Annotated in this window: 23 protein-coding genes and 1 pseudogene; 13 read left to right on the top strand and 11 right to left on the bottom strand. The window is 60.5% G+C overall.

The window, feature by feature from the left end; translation table 11 throughout:
- Positions 1 to 11: 11 nt before the first annotated feature.
- Both ACZ9IM_RS22210 and ACZ9IM_RS22205 read left to right on the top strand, forming a co-directional pair.
- Positions 12 to 542 (top strand): annotated as a pseudogene (locus ACZ9IM_RS22210) (histone deacetylase family protein); the annotation flags it as partial.
- Between the two features lie 280 nt (positions 543 to 822).
- Complete coding sequence (locus tag ACZ9IM_RS22205; protein ID WP_476224968.1) at positions 823 to 2,064, top strand: TIGR03862 family flavoprotein; 1,242 nt, start codon at positions 823 to 825, stop codon at positions 2,062 to 2,064.
- A 117-nt stretch (positions 2,065 to 2,181) separates the two neighbouring features.
- On the opposite strand, the gene ACZ9IM_RS22200 is transcribed toward ACZ9IM_RS22205, so the two are convergent.
- Together ACZ9IM_RS22200 and yedA are read right to left on the bottom strand one after the other, a co-directional pair.
- Entirely contained in the window at positions 2,182 to 3,516 is a 1,335-nt protein-coding gene (locus ACZ9IM_RS22200; RefSeq protein ID WP_476224951.1) for a DEAD/DEAH box helicase, read from the bottom strand.
- Positions 3,517 to 3,594: 78 nt separating this feature from the next.
- Positions 3,595 to 4,521, bottom strand: coding sequence for a drug/metabolite exporter YedA (yedA, locus tag ACZ9IM_RS22195; protein ID WP_007895363.1), 927 nt, complete (start codon positions 4,519 to 4,521; stop codon positions 3,595 to 3,597).
- A 162-nt stretch (positions 4,522 to 4,683) separates the two neighbouring features.
- Between yedA and ACZ9IM_RS22190 the strand changes: the two genes are divergently transcribed.
- The gene (locus tag ACZ9IM_RS22190) at positions 4,684 to 5,130 is read left to right on the top strand and encodes an Lrp/AsnC family transcriptional regulator (RefSeq protein WP_476224967.1); all 447 of its coding nucleotides are present in this window, start codon (positions 4,684 to 4,686) and stop codon (positions 5,128 to 5,130) included.
- Positions 5,131 to 5,260: 130 nt separating this feature from the next.
- Here ACZ9IM_RS22190 and ACZ9IM_RS22185 read toward each other — a convergent pair whose 3' ends face one another.
- From ACZ9IM_RS22185 to ACZ9IM_RS22175, 3 genes are all read right to left on the bottom strand, one after another.
- Positions 5,261 to 5,872 (bottom strand): 3'-5' exonuclease, encoded by a 612-nt coding sequence (locus tag ACZ9IM_RS22185; protein WP_007895390.1) that lies wholly within the window; start codon positions 5,870 to 5,872, stop codon positions 5,261 to 5,263.
- Between the two features lie 22 nt (positions 5,873 to 5,894).
- Complete coding sequence (locus ACZ9IM_RS22180; RefSeq protein WP_008070052.1) at positions 5,895 to 6,374, bottom strand: LabA-like NYN domain-containing protein; 480 nt, start codon at positions 6,372 to 6,374, stop codon at positions 5,895 to 5,897.
- Positions 6,375 to 6,516: 142 nt separating this feature from the next.
- Complete coding sequence (locus tag ACZ9IM_RS22175; RefSeq protein ID WP_476224950.1) at positions 6,517 to 7,296, bottom strand: DUF2076 domain-containing protein; 780 nt, start codon at positions 7,294 to 7,296, stop codon at positions 6,517 to 6,519.
- A 178-nt stretch (positions 7,297 to 7,474) separates the two neighbouring features.
- Here ACZ9IM_RS22175 and ACZ9IM_RS22170 point away from each other — a divergent pair, with 178 nt between their 5' ends.
- Positions 7,475 to 8,149, top strand: coding sequence for a YciC family protein (locus ACZ9IM_RS22170; RefSeq protein ID WP_476224949.1), 675 nt, complete (start codon positions 7,475 to 7,477; stop codon positions 8,147 to 8,149).
- Positions 8,150 to 8,237: 88 nt separating this feature from the next.
- Positions 8,238 to 9,320, top strand: a complete 1,083-nt coding sequence (locus ACZ9IM_RS22165) for an endonuclease/exonuclease/phosphatase family protein (RefSeq protein ID WP_476224948.1) — start codon at positions 8,238 to 8,240, stop codon at positions 9,318 to 9,320.
- A 125-nt stretch (positions 9,321 to 9,445) separates the two neighbouring features.
- Here ACZ9IM_RS22165 and hrpB read toward each other — a convergent pair whose 3' ends face one another.
- Positions 9,446 to 11,962, bottom strand: coding sequence for an ATP-dependent helicase HrpB (hrpB, locus tag ACZ9IM_RS22160; protein WP_476224947.1), 2,517 nt, complete (start codon positions 11,960 to 11,962; stop codon positions 9,446 to 9,448).
- A 109-nt stretch (positions 11,963 to 12,071) separates the two neighbouring features.
- On the opposite strand from hrpB, the gene ACZ9IM_RS22155 reads away from it, so the two are divergent.
- Together ACZ9IM_RS22155 and ACZ9IM_RS22150 are read left to right on the top strand one after the other, a co-directional pair.
- A complete protein-coding gene (locus ACZ9IM_RS22155; RefSeq protein ID WP_427628165.1) occupies positions 12,072 to 12,491 on the top strand; it encodes a polyribonucleotide nucleotidyltransferase in 420 nt (139 codons plus the stop codon).
- 30 nt (positions 12,492 to 12,521) lie between these two features.
- A complete protein-coding gene (locus ACZ9IM_RS22150; RefSeq protein WP_427628166.1) occupies positions 12,522 to 13,418 on the top strand; it encodes a cation diffusion facilitator family transporter in 897 nt (298 codons plus the stop codon).
- Here the strand turns inward: ACZ9IM_RS22150 and ACZ9IM_RS22145 are convergent.
- Positions 13,412 to 14,455 (bottom strand): DUF6515 family protein, encoded by a 1,044-nt coding sequence (locus tag ACZ9IM_RS22145; RefSeq protein WP_427628168.1) that lies wholly within the window; start codon positions 14,453 to 14,455, stop codon positions 13,412 to 13,414. The two genes, ACZ9IM_RS22150 and ACZ9IM_RS22145, sit on opposite strands and share 7 nt — an antisense overlap.
- Positions 14,456 to 14,937: 482 nt before the next feature.
- Here ACZ9IM_RS22145 and ACZ9IM_RS22140 point away from each other — a divergent pair, with 482 nt between their 5' ends.
- Complete coding sequence (locus ACZ9IM_RS22140) at positions 14,938 to 15,417, top strand: Lrp/AsnC family transcriptional regulator (RefSeq protein WP_007894448.1); 480 nt, start codon at positions 14,938 to 14,940, stop codon at positions 15,415 to 15,417.
- Positions 15,418 to 15,650: 233 nt separating this feature from the next.
- Positions 15,651 to 15,860 carry a DUF2788 domain-containing protein gene (locus ACZ9IM_RS22135; RefSeq protein WP_007894445.1) on the top strand — a complete coding sequence of 70 codons (210 nt, stop codon included), beginning with the start codon at positions 15,651 to 15,653 and terminating at the stop codon, positions 15,858 to 15,860.
- Here ACZ9IM_RS22135 and ACZ9IM_RS22130 read toward each other — a convergent pair.
- From ACZ9IM_RS22130 to ACZ9IM_RS22115, 4 genes are all read right to left on the bottom strand, one after another.
- On the bottom strand, positions 15,855 to 16,490 hold the full coding sequence (locus ACZ9IM_RS22130) for a pseudouridine synthase (RefSeq protein ID WP_476224946.1): 636 nt from the start codon (positions 16,488 to 16,490) through the stop codon (positions 15,855 to 15,857). The two genes, ACZ9IM_RS22135 and ACZ9IM_RS22130, sit on opposite strands and share 6 nt — an antisense overlap.
- Positions 16,491 to 16,561: 71 nt before the next feature.
- Positions 16,562 to 18,061, bottom strand: coding sequence for an AMP nucleosidase (gene amn / locus ACZ9IM_RS22125; protein ID WP_367373065.1), 1,500 nt, complete (start codon positions 18,059 to 18,061; stop codon positions 16,562 to 16,564).
- Positions 18,062 to 18,252: 191 nt separating this feature from the next.
- On the bottom strand, positions 18,253 to 19,902 hold the full coding sequence (locus tag ACZ9IM_RS22120; RefSeq protein ID WP_476224945.1) for an acyl-CoA dehydrogenase family protein: 1,650 nt from the start codon (positions 19,900 to 19,902) through the stop codon (positions 18,253 to 18,255).
- A 75-nt stretch (positions 19,903 to 19,977) separates the two neighbouring features.
- Positions 19,978 to 22,362, bottom strand: coding sequence for a 7TM diverse intracellular signaling domain-containing protein (locus ACZ9IM_RS22115; protein WP_476224944.1), 2,385 nt, complete (start codon positions 22,360 to 22,362; stop codon positions 19,978 to 19,980).
- Between the two features lie 428 nt (positions 22,363 to 22,790).
- On the opposite strand from ACZ9IM_RS22115, the gene ACZ9IM_RS22110 reads away from it, so the two are divergent.
- From ACZ9IM_RS22110 to ACZ9IM_RS22095, 4 genes are all read left to right on the top strand, one after another.
- The gene (locus tag ACZ9IM_RS22110; RefSeq protein WP_008012635.1) at positions 22,791 to 23,588 is read left to right on the top strand and encodes a hydroxymethylpyrimidine/phosphomethylpyrimidine kinase; all 798 of its coding nucleotides are present in this window, start codon (positions 22,791 to 22,793) and stop codon (positions 23,586 to 23,588) included.
- A gap of 18 nt (positions 23,589 to 23,606) precedes the next feature.
- The gene (thiE, locus tag ACZ9IM_RS22105) at positions 23,607 to 24,230 is read left to right on the top strand and encodes a thiamine phosphate synthase (protein WP_427627969.1); all 624 of its coding nucleotides are present in this window, start codon (positions 23,607 to 23,609) and stop codon (positions 24,228 to 24,230) included.
- A gap of 18 nt (positions 24,231 to 24,248) precedes the next feature.
- Complete coding sequence (gene hemL / locus ACZ9IM_RS22100; protein ID WP_007894429.1) at positions 24,249 to 25,532, top strand: glutamate-1-semialdehyde 2,1-aminomutase; 1,284 nt, start codon at positions 24,249 to 24,251, stop codon at positions 25,530 to 25,532.
- Between the two features lie 224 nt (positions 25,533 to 25,756).
- A complete protein-coding gene (locus tag ACZ9IM_RS22095) occupies positions 25,757 to 26,311 on the top strand; it encodes a tetratricopeptide repeat protein (protein ID WP_007894427.1) in 555 nt (184 codons plus the stop codon).
- Positions 26,312 to 26,319 lie beyond the last annotated feature (8 nt).

Raw genomic sequence — 26,319 nt, 5'->3', positions numbered from 1 at the left:
GTCATGCTAACTGCATCTTCAATGACCTGGCGGTGATCAGCCATTACCTGCTGGAAAGTGGCCGAGTGAATCGGGTGCTGATCTTCGACTGCGATGTGCATCAGGGTGACGGGACTGCACGAATCCTGCACAACACCCCTGAGGCGATAACCGTTTCCCTGCACTGCGAAAAGAATTTTCCTGCACGCAAAGCCGAAAGTGATTGGGATATTCCGTTGCCGATGGGCATGGGTGATGCCGATTACCTGAAAGTGGTGGACGACGCACTCAACTATTTGCTGCCGCTCTACCAACCGGACCTGGTGCTGTACGACGCCGGCGTCGATGTGCATAAGGACGACGCCCTGGGTTATCTGAAGCTGACAGACGAAGGCGTCGCCGCTCGCGATGAAAGCGTGATGCGTCATTGCCTGGGCCGGGATATTCCGGTGGTCGGCGTGATCGGCGGCGGTTACAGCAAAGACCGCAAGGCCCTGGCGCGCCGTCATGGAATCCTCCATCACAGCGCCCAACGGGTCTGGCAGTCATCAGGTTGTCACTGAGTTATGGATCTTTACCCACAATGCCTGTGGAACCGCCTGTGGATAACCTGAGTGAAAGGGTCTGCAGGCCATGCGGGGTGTAGGCTACAGAACGGTGGTTGTTTTTTAACCAGCATTCGAATCCCTCCACAATCTCTGTGGGAGCGAGCCTGCTCGCGATGAGGCCCTCACAGTCGATATCGATGTCGACTGATCCATCGCTATCGCGAGCAGGCTCGCTCCCACAAGGGACAGGGCTGGTAGAATGCCCGCCCTATCCCGCCATACCGCAGCGCATTCCATGACCCAACCCTCCACTTCCCTCCCCCCTCACGTCGCCATCATCGGCGGCGGCCCCGCCGGTTTGATGGCGGCTGAAGTGCTGAGCCAGGCCGGAATCAAAGTCGACCTGTACGACGGCATGCCTTCAGTGGGGCGAAAATTCCTCCTCGCCGGGGTTGGCGGTATGAACATCACCCATTCCGAGGCCTACCCGGCGTTTCTCTCACGCTATGCCGAACGGGCACCGCAGATTGCGCCATTGTTGCGAGCCTTCGGCGCCGACGCCTTGTGCCAATGGATTCATGACCTGGGCATCGAAACCTTTGTCGGCAGCTCCGGCCGGGTGTTTCCTACCGACATGAAAGCCGCTCCCCTGTTGCGGGCCTGGCTCAAACGCCTGCGCGATGCCGGCGTAGTTATCCACACCCGCCATCGCTGGCTCGGTTGGGATGACAATGGTGACTTGCGCATCGACAGCCCCGAAGGCGAAAAAACTGTTCAAGCCGAAGCGACCCTGCTGGCCCTCGGCGGCGGCAGTTGGTCGCGCCTCGGTTCGGACGGTGCCTGGATGTTGGCGCTGGAACAGCGCGGTGTAGGACTGGCGCCGTTGCAACCGAGCAATTGCGGCTTCGAGGTGCAGGCCTGGAGCGAATTGATGGTCAGCAAATTCGCAGGCAGCCCGCTGAAAAACATCGCCATTGGCCTCAATGACGACGTGCCGCGACTCGGGGAATGTGTGATCACTGCCACGGGAATTGAAGGCAGTTTGATCTACGCCCTGTCGGCGCCGATCCGCGAAGCGATCAATCAACACAGCTCGGCAACCATTCATCTCGATCTGTTACCGGGCAAGCCTGTGGATAAAATCCAGTCTGCGCTGAGCAAACCGCGCGGCTCACGCTCCATGGCCAAACACCTGCACAGTCAGCTAGGGCTTGATGGCGTGAAAGCGGCGTTGTTGCGGGAACTGACACCCGCCGATTACTTTACCGATCCGGCATTGCTGGCCAAGGCGATCAAGGCATTGCCGCTGACGTTGGTGAAAACCCGACCATTGGACGAGGCCATCAGCAGCGCAGGGGGCGTGATGTTCGAGTCGATGGATGAACGTTTGATGCTCAAGCAACTACCTGGCGTGTTCTGCGCGGGAGAAATGCTCGATTGGGAAGCGCCGACCGGCGGCTATCTGCTGACCGCGTGTTTCGCCAGTGGGCGAGCGGCGGGGATGGGGATGGTGGAGTGGTTGAAGCACCGACACTGATCGTTCCCACGCTCTGCGTGGGAATGCAGCCCGGGACGCTCCGCGTCCCTACCCAAGCGGACGCAGAGCGTCCATTGAGGCGTTCCCACGCAGAGCGTGGGTACGATCCTCGGAGGATCAAGGCTTACGCTTACGCGGCCCGGTATTAAACACCGGCACTTTACGCACAGGCTTGATCGAAGGCTCCGGCGCCGAGGCATCACCGCTCTCGACCCATTTACCCAGGTTGCGCTTGCCGCCACTGGAGGTCTTCGGCTTCTTCGGCTTTTTCGGCTTCTTGATCACCTGACCGCTGGCATCAGTATCCGGCACGCGGTGCTCAGGTTCGAAATCCTGCTCCATCTGGCGAGTCAACGTCTGACGGGTCAACGTCTCGATGGCCGACAGCAAATTCACCTCATCAGCACACACCAGCGAAATAGCCTGCCCGGTTGCGCCCGCACGGCCGGTACGACCGATGCGGTGGATGTAGTCCTCCGCCACGATCGGCAGGTCGAAATTGACCACCAATGGCAAATCTTCGATATCCAGGCCACGGGCGGCAACGTCGGTGGCTACAAGGATCTGCACTTCACTGGCCTTGAAACGATCCAGTGCCCGCTGACGGGTCGCCTGAGGTTTGTCGCCGTGAATGCCGTCGGCATTGATGCCCAGGCCCTGGAGTTTTTCCACCAACGCGTCTACGCCGTTACGGGTCTTGGCGAACACCAGCACCTGCTTCCACTTGCCCTTGCGCATCAAGTGAATGAACAGCTCCGGCTTACGCTTCTTGTCCACCGTCACCACCCATTGCTTGACGGTGTTGGCGGCGACGTTGCGCGGGCTGACTTCGATGCTCAGCGGGTCGTTGAGCATTTGCCCGGCCAGCAGGCGGATCGCATCGGAGAACGTGGCAGAGAACAACAACGTCTGACGTTTCTTCGGCAATACACGGTAAATGTTCCCAAGCTCCTCGGAAAAGCCCAGATCGAGCATGCGATCGGCTTCGTCCAGCACCAGGGTTTGCAACTGGTTGAACTTGAGCGCGTTCTGACGGAACAGGTCGAGCAAGCGGCCCGGAGTCGCCACCAACAGGTCGACGCCTTTGCGCAGCTTCATCATTTGCGGGTTAATGCTGACGCCGCCGTACACCGCGTACGTGCTCAATGGCAGGTTCTCGGCGTACTGGCGCACGGCTTCGTGAACCTGTTCGGCCAGCTCGCGGGTCGGCACCAGAATCAGTGCGCGCACGGAGTTGGCGCTGACTTTCGGCCCTTCCATGGCCAGCAATTGCAGCAGCGGCAAGGCGAAACCGGCGGTTTTGCCGGTGCCGGTCTGGGCTGCTGCCATCAGGTCACGACCGGCCAGCACCGCCGGAATCGCTTGTGTCTGCACCGGCGTAGGGGTCTGGTAGCCGAGCGTCTCGAGAGCGCGCAGCAAGGGTTCGATCAGGCCAAGGGTGGCGAAAGTCATGGGAGTACCGTAGGAAAATTCAGCGCGGGTTTTTCAAAACAAGTGTGCAAAACAAGATGCAATGGCGCGCAGTTTACCCTAATTCGCGCGGGATTCTGTCGGCACCACTACGGCAGGCCGATCTGCACCTCGGCGCCACTGCGGCAACCCGATCAGCACCACGGCACTGATGATCACTGTCATGGCCAGCGCTTCTTCAATACCAATGGTCTCGCCAACAAATACGATACCCAGCAACACCGCCACCGCCGGGTTGACGTAGGCATAACTGGTGGCCGCTGCCGGACGCACGTGTTTCAGCAGGTACATGTAGGCGTTGAAGGCGATGATCGAACCGAAGAACGTCAGATAGGCCAATGCGGCCCAACCTTCGATCGGCGGCATAGCCTCCAGATGCTCGCCACTCACCGCGCTGCCGATCAACAACACCACGCCGCCCACCAGCATTTCCACGGCACTGGCCATCGCGCCTTGTGGCAACGGCAAGTGTTTGCTCCACACCGAACCGAACGCCCAGGACGCTGCCGCGAACACCAGCAATGCCGCACCCAACGGGCTCGATTGCAGATTGGAACCGAGGTTGAGCATGGCGATACCGATCAGCCCGAGCACAATCCCGGCCCATTCGAGACGGGTATTACGCGCGCCCCAGAAATATCCACACAACAAAGTGAACAGTGGCACCGTCGCCACCGCCAACGCGGCAACGCCGGAGGCCACGCCCGTATGCTCGGCGACGCTCACCGCCCCGTTACCGCACGTGAGCAGCAAAATCCCGATGATCCCCGCCGCTTTCCACTGCGCCCACGTCGGTGCAGGTGCCCCACGCCAGCGCAGGAACGCGTACATCAACGTACCCGCGATCACGAATCGAATACCGGCGAGCAACAACGGCGGCCAGTACTGCACGCCGATTCGAATCACCAGGTAGGTCGATCCCCAAATCACGTACAGCGCGAAAAAAGCAGCGATCAGCGGTAAGGAAAAACGGCGTATGCCAGGCATGGGCAGCTCGAGGACAAGACAAAGAGAGCAGCTATTCTAGAAAGGCCAGCGACGGAAAATAAGTTACAAAACCTGTTTATAGCGCCGGTACACTTTTCAAAACACGGAGTTCAGCGCTATAAACCGTGCTTTCGAAAGTCAGCCTTTTTCAGGAATGCCATGATGGACAAATACGACCGCATGCTCCTCAGCGCCCTGTTGGAAAACGGTCGTGCGTCCTACGCCGACCTGGCGCGCAAGGTGAACCTGTCCGCTCCGGCGGTGGCCGAGCGTGTGGCCAAACTTGAGGCCTGCGGGGTGATTACCGGCTACCAGGCGAAAGTCGACATGGCCAAACTCGGCCTGCCGATCCAGTGCGTCATCGAACTGCGCCTGAATCAGCACGGCAACCAGAAAACCTACGACGAACTGATCAAAATCCCACAGCTCACCGAATGCCATCGCGTCACCGGCGACCCATGCGTGATCATGCAAGCGGCGGTGGGCTCGATGCCGGAGCTGGAAGAGTTGATCAACCGGATCGCCACGTTCGGGTTCAGCAAGACCTCGATCGTGCTATCGAGCGCCATCGAGAAGCGGGTGCCGCTGGGGCAGTTGGAAGGGAAGTAGATCTAATGTCACCGCAAACCCAATGTGGGAGCGGGCTTGCTCGCGAAAGCGGTGTGTCAGTCGACATTAATGTTGAATGATAAATCGTATTCGCGAGCAAGCCCGCTCCCACATTGGGTTTGCGGCGTACTCAAAACCCGCGATACCGCTTGAGATGCTCATTGATCTTCGCCGCCGGCACTTTCTGCAAACTGACGAGCAGATCATGGGACAACTCCCGCAGCCCATGCTTGCGCCGCAACTCTTCAGCCAAGTGCGCCGTCAGGTTGGCGGCCATTTCGGCATCGGCCATGGCCCGGTGAGCCTTTCCGGTATTGGGCAGGCTGGCGAAAGTGGTGAGGGTGCCGAGTTTGTGGTCCGGCGCGGCGGGCATCAGGCGGCGGGCGAGTAACAGCGAGCAGGCAAAGTTCTGCAAGCGTGTGCGTTTGATTCGTCCGAGCTCGTAGTCCCAGAACTTCTGGTCGAATGCAGCGTTGTGCGCCAGCAGCGGCGTGATGCCAACAAATTCGTTGACCTCATTCATCACCTGCTCGGCCGAGGGAGCGGTGCGCAGCATGGCGTTGCTGATGCCGGTGAGTTGCTCAATAAAAGCCGGCACCCGCACGCCAGCGTTCATCAGGCTTTGGTAACGCTCGACAATGCGCCCCTGTTCAAGAATCACCACGGCAATTTCCGTGGCCCGGCAGCTGCTGCTCGGGGAGAGTCCGGTGGTTTCAAAGTCGATGACTGCTATGCGTTCCAAACCTGTTTCAACTCCGTAAAAATCAATTCTTGAGCAGCAACGCGCCTTCGATCGGCACGTAACGGCTGGCAGCGCGGATCAGCGAGTTGGCGGTGAGGCCGGGCACGCCATAGGCCACCGCTTGCACGCCGTGCTTAGCGATGATGCGTTCCAGCAGCATGTCGAAATCACCGTCGCCAGAAGCCAGCACCACTTCGTCGACATGATCGGCGGCGTCCATGATGTCGAGGGTGATGCCCACGTCCCAGTCGCCTTTGGCCGAACCGTCGCTGCGCTGGATGTAGGGCTTGAGCTTCACGATGAAGCCGAGATTGCGCAGGATCTGCTGAAACTGCTGCTGCTTGCTGTCGCCACGATCGATCGCATAGGCATAGGCCTCGACGATCTGCCCTTCTTTACTGACGTCAGCCCACAGCGCGGCGTAGTTGAAGTGACAACCATAAGCCTGACGCACGGTGTAATAGAGGTTCTGGACATCGGCGAACACTGCGATTTTTTTCACCGTACATCCTCTTTGGCGTGCCGAAGCGCGGGCAGGATCAGGCACCAGGGCCCGAAAAGTTGTCCAGTATGCCAGCCCAAAGGATTGTTCCGCGAATAATCGGCCATGTGGTGAGGGAGCAAGCTCCCTCACCACAGATGTATCAGACGAAGGAATCGTCGTCGCCACCGAAGAACGATGAGCTGTCATCGCTATAGTCGGCGTCGGCGAATCCGCCTTGATCGCTGGAATTGTCAGCCACGCGCTGATCGTCGCCCCAGCCATTGCCGCTGTCGCTCTGATCGTTGACCTGAGCCGGTTCTTCCTTGATGACTTCAACCACTTCCGGCTGCTGATGGTGCTGGAACAGACTGCTGATGCCCTGCGCCAGCATCACGCCACCGGCCACGCCCGCTGCAGTTTTTAATGCACCACCGAGGAAACCGCTGCCGCCAGGCTGTTGCGGAGCGTAATTCTGCTGGGGCGACGCACCGAAGTTCTGCTGAGCAGCTGGCGCACCAAAGTTTTGCTGCGGCGGTTGCGAGTTGAACGACGGCCGCCCAGGTTCACGCCAGCCGCCATTCGACGGGGCTGCGCTTTGAGTCGGAGCAGGCTGTGGGTCACGGGAAGCGCCACCGAAGATGCTCGACAAAAAGCCACCGCTGCTCGGCGCCGGAGCGGCCGTCTGAGCCTTGGCCGATTGCAGTTCAGCCTGCAATTGCTGGACTTGTTGGGTGAGTTGCTTGTTCTGTTCGTCGAGGCTCTTGATGGCTGCCTCTTGCACCAGAATCGCCTGGGTCATGAAATAGCCCGCCGCTGGCTGGCGAGTCAGGTGTTCCTTGATCCGCGCTTCGGCCTGGGCGTCGCGCGGGGCTGAATCCGTTTCTGCCTGTTGCAGCCGGGAAAACAGTCCATCGATCAGGGTTTGTTCTTCGCTGTTCATGGCGACCTCATAGATTGCCGGGAATATCGTCGCCCTCATCCACGCTGGACAAGGTGCTCACCAGTAATGGGGCTGATACAGGATGTTTCAATGACCTTTACCGAACGTTTACGTTTGCGCCCCAAAGGGGTTCATCGGTTAAAGTGAGGCACCTGCTTTCGACCTGCGATACCGACTGATGAATCCGTTCGATGTACTGCGTGACTCTCTGTATTTCTTCAAGCGCAATCTGCGCCAGATCGTGCAGCTGTGCCTGCCGCTGGTGATTGTCGAGGCGCTGCTGCAACAAGTGGTCGACCACTCCACGGAGCCGGACAGTTTTCCCGGCATCAGTGTGATTGTCGGCCTGCTGGTGTATCCGCTATACACCGCCGCGCTGATCCTGTTTCTCGATGCCCGCAGCCGTGGCGAAACGCCGCGCACCCGCGACTTGCTGGCGACCTCCGCAACCCTGTGGCCGCGCTTCGCCGTGCTGACCGCCCTCAATACACTGCTGATCCTGATTGGCCTGTCGCTGTATTTTCTGCCGGGGATCTGGTTGATGGTGACACTGGCGTTCGGCGAGTACCTGCTGGTGCTGCGCGGCCTGGCACCGCTGGCGGCAATGAAGGAAAGCCTGCGCCTGACCCGCGGGAATTTCCTGCGCATTCTGGTGTGCATTCTGTGCGTGATGGGGCCGTTGTGGGTGCTCAAGGGTGCGACTCTGGCGGTTTACCCTGACCCGCAGAACCCGGTGATCTCGCTGCTGATCGACAGCGCGCACAGCTTCCTGCAACTGTTCACCAGCGTGGTGGTGTTCCGTTTATTCATGCTGATCGCCGACGCGCCCGAGAAAGCTGACGGGGCACTTTGAAGAACGATGTGTCGCGGCTAATTGATGGGCATGCCGTTTGCGCTCGGTTATGCTCGGGCCCCTCTTTTGTAACGCTATAAGCCGAGCCATGCCCCGTCTACTGCGCTACACCCTGCTGTGCATGCTGATTGCCATTGGCCTGATTGCATTGCTGATCTACAGCCTCACCTGGCGCCCCGAAGCCAAGGAAGCGCTACCGGTCATTTGCAATGCCCAGGCGCCGACGCTGGTGCCCGGCCAGGCGCTGAAGGTGATGACCTGGAACGTCCAGTACCTGGCAGGCAAGCGCTACGTTTTCTGGAACGATCTGGCCGCAGGGAACGACGAGAGCCCTACGCCTGAAGACATGGCCTTCAGCCTCGACGAAGTGGCGCGGGTGATTCGCGACGAGCAGCCGGACATCGTGCTGTTGCAGGAACTCGATGACGGTGCCAAGGCCAGCGACTACCAGAACCAGTTCAAATTGCTGCAGGATCGAGTCACCGATCTGTACCCATGCAGTGCGCAGGCCTTCGACTGGAAAGCCGACTTCGTGCCTGAACCGCCCATCTACGGCAGCGTTGGCCGGCAATTGGCAACCCTGAGCCGCTACCAGATCGAACACGCCGAACGCCTGCAATTACCGGTCGCACCGGCCAATTTCATCAGCCGTCAGTTCAAGCCGAAAAACGCCTTGCTGGTCACTCACCTGCCATTGAGTAATGGCGGCCAAATGGCCGTGTTCAATACCCATCTGGAACGTGCCACGCCCCCGCTCGACGAAACCTTGCAACGTCAGGTGACAGCCGTGGCCAAGGTCCTCGACAAATACGAAAGCCGCGGCACGCCGTGGTTGATCGGCGGCGACTTCAACCTGTTGCCGTTGGGCCAGTATCGACGCCTGCCCACCGAGCAACGCACGCCCTACTCCGCCGACAGCGCGCTGCATGTGCTGTGGGATAAATACCCGATGGTCCCCACCAACAACGAAGCCAGCGGTATCGATCGGGCGCAATGGCTGACCCATTACCCGAATGATCCGGGCTTGAACGGCCCGGACCGGACCGTCGACTACCTGTTTTACAGCCCGCACCTCAAACGGGTCGAGGCGCGGGTGAGGCAGGACGATACCTTGCGGATTTCCGATCACTTGCCGGTCATTGCGCGGTTTCTGTTGCCGGCCGCGCCTTAGGTCAAAAGCTTCGCGAGCAAGCCCGCTCCCACACTGGTTTTCGGTGGTACACAAATGCTGTATTCACTGAAGATCTCATGTGGGAGCGGGCTTGCTCGCGAATGCCGCACCGCCGATGCCACTGACTACTTACGCGGTTTGATCCGCGCCGTCGCCTCGGCCACCAGTGGATCATCCGGCCAGTAGTGTTTCGGATAACGCCCCTTCAAATCCTTCTTCACCTCGGCGTAGGTGCTGCGCCAGAAGTTCGCCAGGTCCTGCGTCACCTGCACCGGCCGGCGTGCCGGGGACAGGAGGTGCAGCTTGACCACTTGCCGGCCACCGGCGATTCGCGGGGTTTCGGCCAAGCCGAACAGCTCCTGCAAACGCACCGCCAGAATCGGCGGCTGTTCGCTGTAATCCAGACGAATCGAAGAGCCCGAGGGCACGCTCAAATGATGCGGTGCCAGCTCTTCGAGCCGTTGTGGCAGCGGCCACGGCAACAAGTTATGAACGATGCTCGACAGGTCCAGATTGGCGAAGTGACTAAGTCGCGAGACCTTGCCCAGATACGGCATCAGCCAATGCTCGAGGCTTTTGAGCAACGCCGCATCGCTGACATCCGGCCATTCACTCTGCTCCTTACTGCCGAGATCCAACTGACGCAACAACGCAACCCGCGCCTGCCACTGACGCAGCTCTGGCGTCCAGGGCAACAGCTCCAGGCCTTTACGCCGCACCAGACTCACCAACGCCTGACTGCGAGCGCTTTCATCGAGCCCGGTCAGCGGTTCGCGGCTGAGGATCAATTCGCCGACCTTGCGCTGACGCTCGGCCCGCAGCACGCCTTCGCGCTCATCCCAATCCAGTTGATCGACGCAACGCACCTGCTCGGCCAACACCGAATCGAACAACGCCGGATCGAAATCCGTCGCCAGATAAATCCGTTCTTCACGCTGGCCCTGACGACTGCCCAGATCGGCGATCACCAGCCACGGTTGTTTCATCAAACTGTCGGCTTCGGCGAACAGCGCTGCGCGACCGTTGGCCAAACGATACTCCGCGCCACCGGCACGACGCTGCTGGGCAACGCGGTCGGGATAGGCCAACGCCAACAGCGCACCGAGCCAGCGAGGATGATCCGGATCGCCGACCGGTTCCGACGCTTTGCCCCGCAGGTAACCGCGATACTGCCGCGCCAGTTGCCGGGCCCGTTGAACACCACCCTGAGCGCCTCGTGCGGCCCGCTCTTCGCCGGACAACAGCACCAGTCGGCTGTGCAGATCCGCCCCGGCGCCACGCAAAATATCCCGTTCACCGAGCAGTGCCGCGACATCGCAGGCCATGTCGGCGAGACCAAGCGCCTGACCACGCAACAGCAAATGAGCGATCCGTGGATGGGCCGGTAGTTCGGCCATGGCCTGACCGTGACGGGTCAGCGCTTCGCCCTCCAGCGCGCCCAAACGCTCAAGCAGATCCTGAGCCTGTGCATAAGCCGCTGCGGGCGGGACATCGAGCCAAACCAACTGACCCGGCGTCACGCCCCAACGACCCAGTTGCAAGGCCAGCCCGGCAAGGTCCGCCGAGAGAATTTCCGCACTGGCGTAAGCCGCCAGTTGTTCATGCTGATCCTGCGACCACAGGCGATAACACACGCCGGGCTCCAAACGCCCTGCCCGACCTGCGCGCTGCGTGGCGCTGGCTTTGGAAATGCGCTGAGTATCCAGGCGAGTCATGCCGCTGCCGGGGTCGAAACGCGGCACTCGCGCCAGCCCGGCATCGATCACCACGCGCACTCCGTTGATGGTCAGGCTGGTCTCGGCAATGTTGGTGGCCAGCACCACTTTGCGTTTGCCGGCGGGCGCCGGATCGATCGCGGCGCGTTGGGCGGCGAGGTCCAATTCACCGTGCAACGGGCAGAGCAGTACCTGTGTGCTATCGCCCAGCGCATCGGCGAGTTGTTGATGCACCCGACGAATTTCCGCCTGCCCCGGCAGGAACACCAGCAGGCTGCCGGTCTCATCGTTCAGCGCGTCGAGAATGGTCTGCACCACCCTTGGCTCGATAAATTCACCTGACTGAAACGGTCGGCCCCAACGCATCGCCACCGGGTACATGCGACCTTCGCTGCGCAGGATTGGCGCATCATCGAGCAACCCGGCCAGGCGTTCACCTTCCAGGGTTGCCGACATCAATAGAATTTTCAGCGGTTGGTCGTCGCGAAACAACTCACGGCCATTGAGGCTCAGGGCCAACGCCAGATCGGCGTCGAGACTGCGCTCGTGGAACTCGTCGAAGATCAACAAGCCCACGCCTTCCAGCGCCGGGTCGTCTTGCAAGCGCCGAGTGAGAATGCCTTCGGTGACCACTTCGATGCGGGTATTGGGGCCGACTTTGCTGTCGAGACGAATGCGATAGCCAACGGTTTTGCCGACCTTCTCGCCCAGTTCACTGGCCAACCGCTCCGCCGCCGCCCGCGCTGCCAATCGGCGCGGTTCGAGCATCAGAATGGTCTGCCCGGCCAACCACGGCTCATCGAGCAAGGCCAAGGGCACGCGGGTAGTTTTACCAGCGCCGGGCGGAGCTTCGAGCACGGCTTCGTGGCGTGTAGCGAGGGCTTCACGCAGGGCGGGTAAAACTTCATCAATCGGCAAAGAAATCATGCTGGCTCCCAAACAGAGGGCCGAGTATAACGGCGAACTGCTCGGCGTTTGTCGCGGTCCTAATTCATACAGACGTCCCTTCGTTTTCAGATGGCCCAGGAGATTTCACATGCGTACTCCCTTTCGCTTGATCGGCGGTGTATTGATCGCGTCCTTGCTGACCCAAATGACCGCCTGCGGCACGATTTTCTATCCGGATCGTCGCGGTCAGATTGACGGCAAGATCGACCCGGCCATCGCCGCGCTGGATGCCGTGGGCCTGCTGTTTTACATCATCCCAGGCCTGATCGCCTTTGCGGTGGACTTCGCCACGGGCGCCATTTACTTCGAACCGGGCCGCACTGCTCAGGTGGCCCCGGAAAAACTCAAGGAAGCCATCGGCGCCGACGGCAAGGTCGATAACCACAAGTTGCAGACTATTCTGGAAAGTGAACTGGGCCGCAGCTTCCCGCTGGACGATCCACGTCTGATCCAGCACAAGGGCAGCACCCAACAACTGGCCATGTTCGGCCTGCAACCGGCCGCGTAATTGGTGCACCAAAAAGGAAAAGCCGCACTTATGACCACCAGTACCGAACACGCCCGCCTGCTGCGGCTGGCGACGCGCGCCTCGGTGGCGGTGGCGTGCACGTTGATCGTGGCCAAAGCCATCGCCTGGTGGCTGAGCGGCTCGGTGAGCATGCTCGCCGGGCTGACCGACTCAGCACTCGATGGCGTCAGCTCGCTGCTCAACCTGCTGGCCGTACATTACGCCTTACGCCCCGCCGACGACGATCATCGTTACGGGCACGGCAAGGCCGAATCATTGGCGGGCATGGCTCAGGCACTGTTCATTGGCGGCAGTGCGGTGCTGATTGCGTTGCAGGCGATCGAGCGATTGAAGCATCCGGAGCCGGTAAGCGCCGCGTGGCTCAGCATCGGGGTGATTGTGTTTTCCCTCGCCCTGACCGTGGCCCTGCTGATGTTGCAACATCGGGTGATCAAGGCAACCGGTTCTAACGTCGTGAGTGCCGACTCCTTGCATTACCGCTCAGACTTGCTGCTCAACGGCAGCATTCTGGTGGCGCTGGTGCTGGCCGGGCTTGGTTGGCATCAAGTCGACCCCTGGTTCGGATTGGGGATCGCCGCCTACATCCTCTGGAGCGCCATTCATATCGCCCGGGAGAGTTTTGCCGTGCTGATGGATGAAGAGCTGCCGCCGGGTGTCAGCCAGCACATGCTTGAACTGGCCTGCAGCGTGCCGGGGGTTTTGGGCGCCCACGATCTGCGCACACGAATCTCCGGCAACCAGTGGTTTGTGCAATTGCATCTGGAGTTGCCGGGAGAGCTGACGCTGTCAGTCGCCCACGGCATCAGCGATCAAGCCGCCGATGCAATTCAGGCCGCTTACCCGCGAGCCGAAGTGCTGGTGCACGCCGACCCGCAGGAAGTGGTGAAAACCGCCAGGGCTCAGTAACTCACCTGATAACCGCGACTGCTCAGGCAGTTGCCTTGGGCCTGTCGGTAGACTTGCACCACCGACGGGGCCGGTTGATAGGTGACGGCACGCGGATCGAAGCCGCTCTGCTGCACAGCCCAGCGATAACACTCGTAACCGTCCCGACTGACCTCCTCCGGCGACTGGCCATTAGCCGGATACGCCACCACGTCATAACCATTGCCCATCGGTTGCGGCTGCACGGGCGGTTCGACCACGACGTAATCCCGAGTGCTCTCCTGATAGGCGTAATACGCGCCGGCCGCGAGGAACAACAGCGCACCGCCGATCCACACTTCACGCGCGTAATCGGGCAAATAGCTGACCCGAATCCCGCGAGGCGGCTGAACCACCACGTAACGCGGGCCTTGCGGACGATACCAATAACCACCGGAATAGAAATAATCCTGGCCACGATACGGCACGCGGTAGTTGCGCTCCGGGAAGCGGTCGATCACGTACCCCGGACGATACTGCGGGCCGGGGCCCCAGCCATTGCCGTGCCCATCCGGGCGACCGGGCCAGCGACGATCATCCTGACGTGAGCCCTGACCGCCAGTCTGCCAGCGCTGGTAGTCATTGTTGCGCCGCGGTTCGTCCTGATAGTAGCCACGCCGGGGTTCCTGGGTCTGGCGCACAGTATCGGGCCGGCCCTGGATCGGCAGATTGTTACTGGGTTGTTGCGGCGGTCGCTCCTGAACGTTGGAGTCGTGCTGTACACGGTTCTGCCACTGGCCACCCTGAGTATTGGGATCGTGCGAGGGCCGGTTTTGCCGCTCGCCGCCCTGATTCTGGTCGTGGAGCTCGAACTGACGGCTGTTGTCGCCACGAATGATTTCGTTGTTCTGCCGGCGTGGCTGATTGTTACCGTCATGACCCTGACCTTTGCCCTGATGATCCGGCCCGCGTTGGCCGCCATCAGGCCCACGGATTTGCGGCTCATCGGCCAGCGATTGCGCAGTGACACTCACACATAGCAAACCAACACCGGCCAAACGCCAGATGCGCGACTTCATGCTTTTCCTCACTGCGGGTTAGGGCCTGTACGTAAGACTGGGAAAGCACAGGCCGGTTCTGCAACAGGTTATCAGTCACGCAACTTATTTATTGAGGGTCGCCCATAAATTCCGGTGTCTAGTCCTGAAATAGGTTTACACCTGTTTCAGGACGGGACACGGGCAATAAAAAAGGGAGACCCGTCGGCCTCCCTTTGAGAACTTCGTCCGTGCTCGACGCTTATGACGTCGGCTCACCTCACGCCGTCTTCTGGACAGTGTGTAGCTCGGGGGTCAACACATCCCCGGTGGGGGTGGCGACCGCAGCTGGCCTGATTGGGCGAGCCGCACTGGACTGTTTGTCCGAGCAGTGATTCTGGTGATAAGAATAGGCCCGGAGCACCGGCAGAGGATTGCGAATATTGCTCAAATAAACATCACTTGCGCAATTTTTAACTCAGGATAGATAATCCGCCGCAATAGTTATGACAAAGGCCTGATTGATGAGCAAACTCGACCGATACGACCTGAGCATTTTGGCGGAATTACAGCGCGACGCGCGCATCTCCAATCAGGAGCTGGCCGAACGCATCGGCCTGTCGCCTTCGCCTTGCTCGCGGCGGGTCAAGCAGCTGGAAGACGACGGTTACATCACCCGCCAGGTCGCCCTGCTGGACCGCAAGATGCTCGGCCTGAGCCTGACCGCCTACGTGCTGATCGGCATGGACCGCCATACACCCGAGCGGTTCGAGAACTTCGAAGCCGCCATTCGCACCTTGCCGCAGGTGCTGGAATGCAGTTTGGTGACGGGGATGGATGCGGACTATCAGCTCAAGGTAGTGGTGCCGGACATGGATCACTATCAGAAACTGCTGCTGGGGCATCTCACCCGGATTGAAGGGGTGACGAGTGTGCGGTCGAGTTTTGTGTTGAACCAGGTGCTCAACAGCACCGAGTTGCCGCTCACTCATCTGCGCAGCTGAGAATGCCTTTGTGGCGAGGGGGCTTGCCCCCGTTCGGCCGCGCAGCGGTCGTAAAATCAGACAACGCGGTGTGTCAGGTACAACTCATTGGCTGGTTTTGGGGCTGCTTCGCAACCCAACGGGGGCAAGCCCCCTCGCCACAGTGCGGCACACTGCCGCAGGTCAATGCCCCGCCAATGCCCCATGGCGTATACTCCAGCGCCTTTTAGCCCCGCCCACGCTGGAGATGTTCAATGGATCCTGCAGTACTCGAAGAGTGGATGATGACTGGACTGGTCAGCATCCTGATCATTTTCATGGGTTTCATCGTCTGGGATCTGGCGAAGAAGTCCAAGGCCGGACGCTTTGGCTCGTTCATTTTGTTCTTCGTACTGGGGCTGGGCGTGGCCGCGTTCGTGATCAAAAGCGTGGTCATCGGCCTGATCGAATCCGGCACTCTATAAGCGCGCCGGCACTTCCTTCCACTGGCCCTGATCGAGCCCTTCGATCGACCAGTCACCGATTCTGACCCGCACCAGACGCAACGTCGGCAAACCGACCGCCGCGGTCATGCGCCGTACCTGACGGTTGCGGCCTTCGCGAATCACCAGTTCCAGCCAACTGGTCGGCACGCTTTTACGAAAGCGCACTGGCGGGTTGCGCGGCCACAGTTGCGGCTCATCCAATTGTCGCGCTTCGGCCGGCAACGTCATACCGTCGTTCAGCTCGACGCCATCGCGCAATCGCTGCAACTGCTCGGCGGTTGGCTCACCTTCCACTTGCACCCAGTAAGTCTTGGCCAGTTTGTGTTTCGGGTCGGCAATTCGCGCCTGAAGCTGGCCGTCGTTGGTTAGCAACAGCAAGCCTTCGCTGTCGCGGTCCAGCCGCCCTGCCGGGTAGATTCCCGGAATCTCGATGAAGTCCTTGAGCGTCGCCCGCCCTTCGCCGTCGCTGAACTGCGTCAGCACATCGAAAGGTTTGTTGAACAGAATCAGCTTCGGCTCGGCCGGCGGCGCTTTGGCGACACGGCGCGGGGCTGATTGCGGGTTGTTCGCGCCAGGGCGGCGAGAGACGGGACGAGGTGGACGAGGCATGGCGAAAAGAACATCTAACGGTCAGGGCTGCCAATGCTAGTGCCCCAACCGTCAAATGACCATGAGAACAATCAGCGGAACGGCGGCTCGTCGAAGCTGCGCAGTTTGCGCGAGTGCAGCGAGTTGAGCTCGGTGCGCAACAGATCCACCGCTTCGATGCCGATCTTCAAGTGCTGGCTGACCGCGCGTTCATAGAAGGCGTTGGCCGAACCCGGCAGTTTGATTTCGCTGTGCAACGGTTTATCCGATACGCAGAGCAACGTGCCGTATGGTACCCGCAAGCGGTAACCCTGCGCGGCGATGGTGCCGCTTTCCATGTCCACCGCCACGGCGCGGGACAGGTTGATCAGCGGACGCTCCTGCGCCCAGCGCAGTTCCCAGTTACGGTCGTCATAGGTCAGCACGGTGCCGGTGCGCAGGCGCTTCTTCAGCTCGTCGCCCTTCTCACCGGTGATGTTGGCCGCCGCTTGCTGCAACGCCATCTGCACTTCAGCCAGGGCCGGAATCGGAATGTTCGGCGGCACAACCCGGTCGAGAATCCCGTCGCGACGCATGTAAGCGTGGGCCAACACGTAGTCGCCAATGGTCTGCGACTGACGCAAGCCGCCACAGTGGCCGATCATCAGCCAGCAATGCGGACGCAGCACCGCCAGGTGGTCGGTGATGTTCTTGGCGTTGGACGGGCCGACGCCAATGTTCACCAGGGTCACGCCATGGCCGTCGCTGGCGATCAGGTGATAGGCCGGCATCTGGTAACGGTGCCAGACCACGCCCGCGGCAATCGCCGACGCTTCGCCATGGTCCATGCTCTTTTCGATGATCACGTTGCCGGGCAACACCATGCGCACAAAACGCGGATCGTTGCGCAGTTGCTCCAGGCCATGAACGATGAACTGGTCGACGTAGCGGTGGTAGTTGGTCAGCAGAATCCACGGCTGCACATGGCGCCAGTCGCTGCCGGTGTAATGCACCAGTCGGCGCAGGGAGAAGTCCACTCGCGCGGCGTCGAACAGGGCCAGTGGCAACGGGTCGGTGTTTTCCCAGTCGTACAAGCCATCGGCGATGCCATCGGTGGCGGCCGACAAATCCGTACTCGGGAACACTCGCGCCAGCACCGCCGCCGTAACGCCGGAACCGGCCAGCTCATCGCCCTGCTCGACCACGTACGGATAAGGAATGTTCTGCTGGCTGACGCCGACTTCCACGGTCACGGTGAAGTCGTGCATCAACGGGACGAGTTGTTCAAGCAGGTACTTACGGAAGGCTGCCGGATGAGTGACGGTGACACTGTAGGTCCCCGGCAATTGAACCTTGGCATAGGCGCGAGTGGTCTGTGGGACTTCGCCCTGGCAAAGGTAGGTCAGACGCAACTCGGGATAACGAAACAGAGCCCGCTGTTCAGCGTCCGGTTCGACGCGATCCTTGAGATAACGCTTGAGCGCCTGATTCAGCGCGGTGGTTGCACGCTCGTGCAAGGCAGCAAGCCGATCCACGGCTTGCTCGGCGGTTTGAACGACAATAAACGCTTCGGTCACGATCAGCTTCCTGTGTTCTGACTTGCAGACCTTCATCTTGCCTGCATCATCGCTTCACGGGAACAGTGGCGTGTTGGCTGCACATCAATTCTGAGACACAGATAAACCCTGTGGGAGCGGGCTTGCCCGCGATAGCGGTCTATCAGCCAACATCTCTGTTGAATGTATAACCGCTATCGCGGGCAAGCCCGCTCCCACAGGTTTCAGTGCTGTCGATCAAATTGTGGTCAGAAACCTTGCGGCGTCGACCGGGCAACAATTGCTTCCACTTCCAGCCCGCGCGGCAATGTTCCATACACCCGACCGGCTGAACCCAGACGGCTGGCGATAAAAGCATCACTGACCGCCGCATTACCCGCCTCCAGCAATAGCTTGGCCTGAAGCCCCAAGGCAATGTCTTCGGTGAGTTGGCGGGCACGGTATTGAATGTCGTCGGTGTCCTTGAACGCCGCCTGCAATTGGCTGATGTGTGCGGCCAGGCGTTTGTCGCCATGACCGTCGCCCAACTCGCTGAACAGCACATCAAGCACACCCGGCTCTTTCGACAATGCGCGCAATACGTCGAGGCATTGCACGTTGCCGGAACCTTCCCACGTCGAGTTGACCGGGGCCTCACGGTACAGACGCGGCAGGATGCTTTCTTCGACATAACCGGCGCCGCCCATGCATTCGGCAGCCTCATTGATCATCGCGGGCGCGCGTTTGCAGATCCAGTACTTGCCCACCGCCGTCACCAGTCGGGCGAATTTCGCTTCGTGATCGTCATCCAGATGATCCAGCGCCCGGCCCATGCGCAAACTCAAAGCCAACGCCGCTTCGCTTTCCAGGGCCAGGTCGGCCAGCACGTTTTGCATCAAGGGTTGCTCACTGAGCAATTTGCCTGCGACCTTGCGATAGGCGCAGTGATGGCTGGCCTGGGTCAGCGCCTGACGCATCAGCGCACTGGAGCCGACCATGCAATCGAAGCGGGTCATGGCGACCATTTCGATGATGGTCGGAACGCCCCGGCCCTCTTCGCCGACCATCCAGGCCAGTGCGCCGCGGAACTCCACCTCGCTGGAGGCGTTGGACCAGTTGCCGAGTTTGTTCTTCAGCCGCTGTATGTAGAACTGATTGCGTGAGTCGTCCGGGCGATGACGCGGCAGCAGGAAACAGGTCAAGCCTTTGTCGGTCTGGGCCAAGGTCAAGAAGGCGTCGCACATCGGCGCCGAGCAGAACCACTTATGGCCCACCAGTTCATACGCCTGACCGGGACCGCTGGCACCGACCGGATACGCCTTGGTGGTGTTGGCCCGAACATCGGTGCCGCCCTGTTTCTCGGTCATGGCCATGCCGATGGTGACCCCGGCCTTGTGGGCCATGCCGACGTTGCGCGGGTCGTATTCGGTGGCGAGGATTTTCGGCAGCCATTGTTTGGCCAGATCCGCTTGCAGGCGCATCGCCGGGACACTGGCGAAGGTCATGGTCAACGGGCAACCGCTGCCGGCTTCAGCCTGACTGTGCAAATAGGTCATGGACGCGCGGGCAACGTGGGCGCCCGGTTGCGGGTCGGTCCAGGGCAAACCTGTCAGGCCATGCTCCACCGCCGTGCGCATCAATTCGTGGTAGGCGGGATGAAACTCCACCAGGTCGATGCGATGGCCGTAACGGTCATGACTGACGAACACCGGTTTGTTCTGATTGGCCGCAAACCCCGCCTCCATCAGCGGCCCGCCGGCCAATACGCCATAAGCGTCAATTCGCGACTCGGCCCAACCGGCATCGAAACGCCGCGACCACTCCTGCAAAGGCAGGTCGATGCGATAGAGGTTGGCGCCGTCCAGCGACGGCGGCTGATTGGTGACTTCGTGGGTTTCGGCGAACTGATGCAGGTTCATGACGGGGCTCCTTTGGTCAGCCAAGGGACTTTCAGTTAAGCACCGCCCCGAGGTTGAACAAAGTGGCATATCTGCCTAACTGTCGGCGCTTTCGCCTTGCCCCGGACAGAGCACCCGCCGATAGAGCGCCGCCTGCAAATCTTCGAATTTCACCGGTTTGCTCAGGTAATCGACCACGGTGTCGCTCGGGCAATAGGCCCGGTCCGCACTCAGGGCAATCATGAACACGGGTAATTCGGCGCAACCTGACAAGGCGCGGATTCGGCAGCCGATCGAGACACCGTCCAGTGGCGGCAGCTGACAGTCGAGCAGCGCCGCATCAACGGTTTCACGCTGCAAGAGATCGAGCGCAGCGACGCCGCTGTCAGCTGTGCGCACGCGGAACCCTAGCTTGAGCAACATGCCACGCATCACCAATTGATTGATGCTGTTGTCATCGACCAGCAACACCGTGCAGTCCTGAGGCAAACGCAGGCCGGTGGTTTGCCGGGTGATTGCGGGCGCAGATTCCACCACCGGCAACGGCAGCTCGAACTCGACGTCCAGTTGAAAGCGACTGCCGCGACCCGGTTCCGAGCGATGGCTCAGGCGCCCGCCGAGCAATTCGACCAGTTGCCGACAAATGGCCAGGCCAACACCCAAACCACCGTATTCACGGGTCATCGAGCCGTCGACCTGAAAAAAGCGTTGATACAGCGTTGCCTCATCCAAATCGGTGAAGCCAATGCCGGTATCGATCACCGCAAAGGACAGCGCCAGCCGATCGGGCGCTACCGGTTTACCCGTCACCCGCAGCGCCAATCCGCCGATCCGGGTGAATTTGATCGCGTTATCCAGCAGGCATTCCAGGCATTGCGTCAGCTTGCCGCTGTCGCCGTGCAAACGATCCGGCAGCCCGGATGTCACCTCGACCTTGAAGTCCAGCGACTTGCTCGACGCATTGCCATCGAACTGCAGACGCAAGGCCTCGACCACACCGCGCAAACTGAAGGTGTCCGGATAGACCTTGAGCTTGCCGGCCTGCAATTCGGTCAGGGTGAGGATGCCGTTGACCATGCGCATCATGTCCCGCGCCGAACCGGCGGCCGTTTGTTGATATTGCTCCAGCTCAGGGTTCATCTCGACGGTCTGCATCAACTCCAGCGAACCGATCACACCATTCATGGGCGTGCGCAGTTCGTGGGTCAGGGTGGCGAGGAATTCGTCCTTGAGCTTGTTGCTGTGAGCCAGTTGCTGGTTCAACACTTCGAGTTTCTGGCCGGCATCAAACAGCGTTTGCGCCTGTTGCTCACGCATGGCGTTGATGCGATCGGCCAGGGCCAGGGACAGCAGCGCCACTTCGATCGCCGAGCCGATCTGGCTGGCGTACATGGTCAGGAATACGTTGGGCAAATAACCCAGCACCATCAGGGTGTTGACCACACCACCGAGCAGGAACGCCGACCAGGCAATGATGAAATACCGCGCGACCCGCAGGCCACGCCACCAGGCGAAAATCCCGGCGGCGAAAATCACCACCGTAAAGACCAACGCCAGCAACGTCGCCAGACGCAGGGCCAGGGCGTAATTGGTCATCAATGACAACCCGACCACCAGCGCACTGAACGCAATCAACGCCAGCAGCAAACGGTCGAGCCAGCGACTGTGGGTGGCCGTCTGCAAAAAGCTGCGGGCGAACTGGCTGCCGAACAATCCTGAACAGCCGATGAAGAACGGCGTCGCAGCGTTGGCCCACCACGGATTGTCGGGCCAGAAATACTCCACGGCCGCGCCATTCACCGACAGCTGATACAAGCCGAACGAGGCGATATAGACGATGTAATAGAGGTAGCTGGTGTCGCGCACGCTGAGAAAGATGAACAGGTTGTAGACCAGCATCCCCAGCAACACACCGTAAATCAGCCCCAGCACATAGAGCCGGACCGGCTGCTCTTCGAGGTAAGCGGTGCTCGACCACAACGTGACGGGCGCCTGAACCGAGCCTTGGCTTTGCAGGCGCAAATACACGGTTTGCGCCTGCTCAGGCGCAAAGTTCAGACCAAACAGATAGTTGTTCTGGCGGATCTGGCGAGTGGCGAACGGCAACGCATCGCCGGTCTGTCGGACCAATTGATAGTCACCGCCAGCATCGGGCAAATACAGATCAAGGTGATCGAGGGGCGGATAAGCCAGTTCCAGCAACCAGGCCCGTTGCGCCGACGGGTTGGTCGGGCGGTACTGCAGGTCGATTTTCAGCCAGAACGCCGAACGCGAATAACCGGCGTTCAGAGTGGCTTTATCATGAGGCTTGAACTGCCCGGCCGCCGCTTGCGCACGGACATCGGCGATGGTCGCCTGACCGCCCGCGTCTTCATAAACCTGCATCGTTCGGCCCAGGGGAAGGCTCTGGGTGAACTCGTCGAATTCGACGGCGCTCGCCAGGAGGGGCAAGCACAACAGCAACATCAGCAAATAGCGCATTTAAGCCCCAGCGTAGCCTGTCCGGTTCTGTCAGGAAGCCCCCCATTCCTTTTGAGCAGACGTAAAACCGGTATTACCTGTTATTGGTTTGGATCCACTCTAGCATAGCCGTTGCTGGCCATTGAGCACCATTGAAATTTTTCCTGAAAAGGCTCTAGAACAAGCGTTCCAGCTCTATACATTGAGTTAGAGCTGTTGGCTTGGTCAGGTAGTGAAAATGCCTCAGTGCATAGCGATTCCTTGTGGCGAGGGGGCTTGCCCCCGTAGGGGTGCGAAGCGCCCCCTTTGCCTTCTGTCTGGAACACCGCGTCGGCAGGTTTACGACTGCTTCGCAGCCGAACGGGGGCAAGCCCCCTCGCCACAATGTATCGGCCGCGATGGCTGCCACAACACCCGAAAAAACATGTTTGGTGGTAAGCTCGCGCACCATGAATATCTACAGCTCTCGCCCCGTTGTCCTCTGTCTCTCCGGCCACGACCCTAGTGGTGGCGCCGGCTTGCAGGCAGATATCGAAGCCCTGCTCGCTCAGGGTTGTCATGCGGCTCCGGCCGTCACCGCCCTGACCGTGCAAGACACCGTCAACGTCACTGACTTCCGCGTTCTCGATCGCGAGTGGGTGTTGGCCCAGGCCAACGCCGTGCTCAATGACTCCGAAGTCGCCGCCGTCAAACTGGGCATGCTCGGTTCCCTGGAAATGGTCGACACCGTAGTCGAACTGCTTTCAGCGCACCCGCATTTGCCGGTGGTCTGCGACCCGGTGCTGCGTGCCGGCGGCGGTGGACGACTGGGCAAGGACGAAGTCGGCTACGCCATGCGCGAACGCCTGTTGCCGCTGTCGATCATTGCCACCCCCAACCTTCCCGAAGCTCGCATTCTCGCCGAACTGCCCGAAGGCACCGCGGACGAGTGCGCTGAAAAACTTCTGCCATTCGTCAAACACCTGCTGATCACCGGCGGTCATGGCGACGAACACGAAATACACAATCGCCTGTACAGCCGCGACGGTCGCCGCGAAACCTTTACCTGCCAGCGCCTGCCCGGCAGTTATCACGGTTCCGGTTGCACGCTGGCCAGCGCCCTCGCCGGCCGCCTGGCCCAGGGCGAACACCTCGCCAGTGCCGTAAAGAGCGCGCTTGACTACACTTGGCGCACCTTGCGTGATGCGGAGCAGCTGGGCAAAGGCCAGTTCGTACCGCGCCGCTTGCCACTGGACTTCTGTTCGTAACGCCATGAGGCTTGTCCGATGAAACTACGTGGCCTGTACGCCATTACCGACAGCCAGTTACTGGCCGGTAAATTTCTTTCGTACGTGGAGGCGGCGCTCGAAGGCGGCGTCACCCTGCTGCAATACCGTGACAAGAGCAGCGATGAGGCCCGCCGCCTGCGCGAAGCCGAAGCCCTGCGCGATCTGTGCGAACGTTACAAAACCCGGCTGATCATCAACGATGACGCCGAACTGGCCGCGCGCCTGAATGTCGGCGTGCACCTGGGTCAGACCGATGGCCCGCTGATGCCGGTTCGCGCACTGCTCGGTCGTCAGGCAATCATCGGTTCGACCTGCCACGCGCAACTCGAACTCGCCGAACAAGCCGCCAAAGAAGGCGCCAGTTACGTCGCCTTTGGCCGCTTCTTCAATTCCAACACCAAGCCCGGCGCACCGGCCTGCAGCCTCGAACTGCTTGATCAGGCCCGCAGCAAATTGCATCTGCCGATCTGCGCGATCGGCGGCATCACGCTGGACAACGCTGCGCCACTGGTGGCCCACGGGGTCGACTTGCTGGCGGTGGTGCATGGCCTGTTTGGCGCCGACAACACGGCTGAAGTGACACGCCGCGCCCGCGCCTTTAACGAATTGTTCAAATCCTGATTTTTTGAGAGCCCGATCATGTCTCGTTCCGAAACCCTGTTTGCCAATGCCCAAAAACACATTCCCGGAGGCGTGAACTCGCCTGTTCGTGCGTTCAAGAGTGTTGGCGGCACGCCGCTGTTCTTCAAACACGCCGAAGGCGCCTACGTCACCGACGAAGATGACAAGCGTTATGTGGATTACGTCGGTTCCTGGGGGCCGATGATTCTCGGCCACAGCCATCCGGACGTGCTGGACGCGGTGCGCAAACAGCTGGAACACGGCCTGTCCTACGGCGCCCCGACCGCGATGGAAACCGAAATGGCCGATCTGGTCTGCTCGATCGTGCCGTCGATGGAGATGGTGCGCATGGTCAGCTCCGGCACCGAAGCGACCATGAGCGCCATCCGCCTGGCCCGTGGCTTTACCGGCCGTGACAGCATCATCAAGTTCGAAGGCTGCTACCACGGCCACTCCGACAGCCTGCTGGTCAAGGCCGGTTCCGGCGCCTTGACCCAAGGCGTACCGAGTTCGGCAGGTGTACCGGCGGCGTTCGCCAAACACACCCTGACCCTGCCGTTCAACGATATCGACGCGGTAGCAACCATGCTCGCCGAAGTCGGCCAGGACGTGGCCTGCATCATCGTCGAGCCCGTGGCCGGCAACATGAACTGCGTACCGCCGGCACCGGGCTTCCTCGAAGGCCTGCGGACCCTGTGCGACAAGCACGGCGTGGTGCTGATTTTCGACGAAGTGATGACCGGTTTCCGTGTCGCCCTCGGTGGCGCCCAAGCCCACTACGGCGTCACGCCGGACCTGAGCACCTTCGGCAAGATCATCGGTGGCGGCATGCCGGTTGGCTGCTTCGGCGGCAAACGCAAGATCATGGAGCAAATCGCACCACTGGGGCCGGTCTACCAGGCCGGCACGTTGTCGGGTAACCCGCTGGCGATGGCGGCGGGCCTGACCACGCTGCGCCTGATCAGTCGTCCTGGTTTCCACGCCGAGCTGAGCGATTACACCAGCCGTCTGCTCGATGGCCTGCAGCAGCGCGCCGACGCCGCCGGTATTCCGTTCGTGACCACTCAGGCCGGCGGCATGTTCGGCCTGTACTTCAGCGGCGCCGACGACATCGTGACCTTCGATGACGTGATGGCCAGTGATGCCGGCCTGTTCGGGCGTTTCTTCCACCTGATGCTGGAAGGCGGCGTGTACCTGGCGCCAAGCGCCTTCGAAGCCGGCTTCACCTCGATCGCCCACGGCGAAACCGAGTTGAAACTGACACTGGACGCCGCCGAGCGTGCATTCGCCGCATTGAAATAAAGCTGCAACGCTGACGTTGGCGATTGCCAGCGTCAGCTTTCACCTACATTCGCGCCCTTTTTCCTACTCATCTGCCAATATTCCCCCGCAAAGTGGGCGATATATTCCCCGTGCAGCAGAAAAACGAGTAAAGACTTTGTAAGGTTGGCCCTGCTTATTTCATAATGCGCGCTTATTGGATCCCTCGATGGATCCACGCGCCCCTCAGAGGTAAGTCGATTCCCATGAACCGCACCGGCCGCACCCTTGCATTGGGCTGCCTGTTGCTCCTTCAGCCCCTGCTCGCGCTCGCACAAGCAGGCGGCAACTCGTTGTTGATCCCGGCGATGGGTCGCTGCACCCTCAATACTCAGCCGCAAGACCTGACGCAAGCGCTCGCCGCCTGTCAGAAAGCGTCGGATGAAGGGGATGCGCAAGCGCAATACGAGTTGGGTGAGTTCTACTACGACGGCAAAAACGCGCCGCGCGACCTCAATAAAGCCCTGAGCTACTTCGAAAAGGCCTCGCTGCAAGGCCACGCCCAGGCGCAATTCAAACTTGGCACCATGTTCTTCCACGGTGAAGGCGTACCGGCCAATAACGTTCAGGCGTATATCGTGCTGAAAATGGCCGCGGTCAACGGCGCCGAAGAGGCGCTGGACACCGCCGACGAAGTCGCCGAAAAAATGCCCCGCGAAGATCTGGAAGTCGCTACCCAGGTGCTGGGGCAAATTTTCCGTAAATACCTGATGGAATTGCAGAGCGCCGATGGGCGTACGCCGTTTTCGCCACTGCCTTGACTGTGGCG

The organism is Pseudomonas sp. TE12508, assembly GCF_056279485.1.
The sequence above is the reverse complement of the archived record's forward strand: the minus strand, read 5'-3'. Positions and strand labels throughout refer to the sequence as shown.